General features: G+C 74.6%; 3 protein-coding genes. All 3 read left to right on the top strand.

Annotated features, from left to right (window positions below):
* A partial coding sequence (locus tag PLL68_RS13490; protein ID WP_324534927.1) for a methionyl-tRNA formyltransferase occupies window positions 1-843 on the top strand: 843 nt, incomplete at its 5' end.
* Window positions 836-2,374 (top strand): RsmB/NOP family class I SAM-dependent RNA methyltransferase, encoded by a 1,539-nt coding sequence (locus PLL68_RS13495; RefSeq protein ID WP_324534929.1) that lies wholly within the window; start codon window positions 836-838, stop codon window positions 2,372-2,374. The genes PLL68_RS13490 and PLL68_RS13495, both read left to right, overlap by 8 nt.
* A 27-nt stretch (window positions 2,375-2,401) precedes the next feature.
* On the top strand, window positions 2,402-3,051 hold a 650-nt coding region (rpe, locus tag PLL68_RS13500), incomplete at its 3' end, for a ribulose-phosphate 3-epimerase (protein WP_324534931.1).

The following is a 3,051-nucleotide window of genomic DNA, read 5'->3' on the forward strand; positions in this document are numbered from 1 at the left end:
CTCGCACCGTCGCCGGTCAAGGAGGTGGCGCTCGAGCACGGTCTCGAGGTGCTCACCCCGGTCTCACCTCGCGACCCCGACTTCCACGCGCGGCTGGTCGAGCTCGACCCCGACTGCTGCCCGGTCGTCGCCTACGGTGCCCTCGTGCCCCGCGCCGCGCTCGACGTGCCGCGGGTCGGCTGGGTCAACCTGCACTTCTCGCTGCTTCCGGCCTGGCGTGGGGCCGCCCCCGTGCAGCGCGCGATCATGGCCGGTGACGACGTCACGGGCGCCACGACATTCCTGCTCGAGGAAGGGCTCGACACCGGGCCGGTGCTCGGCACCCTCACCGAGACGGTGCGCCCGAGCGACACCAGCGGCATCCTGCTCGACCGCCTCGCCCACGCCGGCGCGGGCCTGCTCGTCGCGACGATGGACGGCATCGCCGACGGGTCGCTCCACGCCGTGCCCCAGCCCGATGACGGCGTCAGCCACGCCCCCAAGCTGACGACCGACGAGGCGCAGGTGCGGTGGGGGTTGCCCGCCCACGTCGTCGACCGGCACGTGCGCGGGTGCACGCCCGCCCCGGGGGCCTGGACGACCTTTCGCGGTGAGCGCGTCAAGCTCGGCCCCGTCGGGCTCGCCACGGCGGCAGCGCGGATGCCGTCCGCGGACTCCGTGGACGCACCCTCCCTCACGCTCGCCCCCGGTGAGCTGCACGTCACCAAGCGCTCGGTGCTCGTCGGCACCGGGTCCACCCCCGTCGAGCTGCGGGAGGTGCGTCCCCCCGGCAAGAAGGAGATGGCGGCGCCCGACTGGGCCCGCGGCGTCCGGATCACCCCAGGAGAACGTTTCGATGGCTGAGCGCGAGCACCACGACCGCGGTGGTTCCCGCCCGCAGCGGCGCGACGACCGCGCGGGCGGCCGACCGGCATCCGGCGGGCGTGGACCACGGGCGCGCAGCGCCACCGCACCCTCCCAGCGCACCAGGCGGGCCGAGCCGACCCGGTTCGCCGCGTACACCCTGCTGCGCTCCGTCGCCGAGGGTGGTTACGCCAACCTCGAGCTGCCCGACATCCTGCGGCGCCACCACCTCGCCGGCCGCGATGCCGCCTTCGCCACCGAGCTGGCCTTCGGCACGATCCGGTGGCAGGGCTTCTACGACGCCGTCATCGCCGAGGCTGCCGGCCGGCCGACCGAGCGGATCGACCCCCAGGTGCTCGACGTGCTGCGCCTCGGGGCCCACCAGCTCATGGGGATGCGGGTGTCGACCCACGCCGCGGCCGACCAGACGGTGGGCCTGTCCAAGGTCGTGGCGGGGGCCGGGGCGGGCAGCTTCGTGAACGCCGTCATGCGCCGGATGAGCGAGAGGACCCTCGAACAGTGGCAGGAGGCAGTGGTCCCCGAGGGTGGGGGAGTGGACGCCCTCGCGGTGCGCCACAGCCACCCCCAGTGGGTGGTCTCCGCGCTGCGGGCCGCCCTGCTCGGGCACGGGCGAGCCACCGCCGAGACGATCGACACCGAGCTCGAGGCGCTCCTGGCCGCCGACAACGACCCGCCCCGCGTCCACCTCGTCGCCAGGCCCGGTCTGTCGGACGTGGACGAGCTCCTGTCCTCCGCGGAGGCCCGCAAGAGCACCCTGTCGCCCCACGGCGTGGTGCTCGAGAGCGGTGACCCCGGGGCCGTCGCGGCCGTGCGCCAGGGCCGGGCGTCGGTGCAGGACGAGGGCTCCCAGCTGGTGGCCCTGGCACTGGCGGCGGCCGAGGTGGGACCCGACGTCCCGGACCGCTGGCTCGACCTGTGCGCGGGGCCCGGTGGCAAGGCCGGGGTGCTCGGCGCGATGGCGGTGCAGCACGGCGCCGACCTCACCGCCGTCGAGGTGACCCCCCACCGTGCCGACCTCGTGCGGACCACCCTCGCGGCCCTGACCCGGCACGCCGAGTCGGTCGGCCAGCGCGTCGAGGTGCGCACGGCCGACGGGCGTGACGTGGGCGGGGAGGAGCCGGCCGCCTATGGCAGGGTGCTCGTCGACGCCCCGTGCACCGGGCTGGGCGCGTTGCGCCGCCGCCCCGAGGCGCGGTGGCGCCGCCAGCCCTCCGACGTCGCCGAGCTGGCGCCGCTGCAACGGGCGCTGCTGACCTCGGCGCTGGCCGCCGTCGCCCCGGGTGGGGTGGTCGCCTACGCCACGTGCAGCCCGCACGTCGCCGAGACCAGGTTCGTCGTCTCCGACGTGCTGAAGAAGCACCCTGACGTCGAGGTCGTCGACGCCCGACCGCTGTTCACCGACGCCTCCGGGGCGCCCGTCGACGGGCTGGGTGACGGGCCGTACGTGCAGCTGTGGCCGCACGTCCACGGCACCGACGCGATGTTCTTCGCCCTGCTGCGTCGCCGCTGAACACCGTCACGGCCTAGGGTTGCGCCCGTGCTGATCTCACCGTCGATCCTCTCCGCCGACTTCGCGAACCTCGAGCGCGAGCTGGGGGCGATCGCCAACGCCGACTGGGCCCACGTCGACGTCATGGACAACCACTTCGTCCCGAACCTCACGCTCGGGCTGCCCATCGTCGAGGCGCTGGTGCGGGTGTCGCCCATCCCGATCGACTGCCACCTCATGATCGAGGACCCCGACCGCTGGGCCCCGGGGTACGCCGAGGCCGGGGCGCGCTCGGTGACCTTCCACATCGAGGCCGTCGCGGATGCCGTGGCGACCGCTCGCGCGATCCGCGCCGCTGGTGCCCGGGCGGCGTTCGCGGTCAAGCCGGGAACGCCCTTCGCGCCCTACGAGGACCTCCTGCCCGAGGTCGACATGGTGCTCGTCATGACCGTCGAACCCGGGTTCGGAGGCCAGTCGTTCATGGCCGACCAGATGTCCAAGGTCTCGCAGGTCCGCGAGGCCGTGCGCCGCCACGGCGGCGAGGTGTGGGTGCAGGTCGACGGTGGGGTGTCCGCCTCGACGATCGAGCAGTGTGCGGATGCCGGTGCCGACGTCTTCGTCGCAGGCTCCGCGGTGTACGGCGCCGAGTCGGCGTCCGCGGCGATCGAGCAGCTGCGCGCGCTCGCCACCGCCCACAC

The organism is Ornithinibacter sp., from assembly GCF_035443565.1.
In the GTDB taxonomy this organism is placed as follows: Bacteria; Actinomycetota; Actinomycetes; order Actinomycetales; family Dermatophilaceae; genus Fodinibacter.

Bases quoted from the DNA above. Each gene is read 5' to 3' on its own strand.
- PLL68_RS13495 (WP_324534929.1), top strand. From the start codon at position 836: ATGGCTGAGCGCGAGCACCACGACCGCGGTGGTTCCCGCCCGCAGCGG.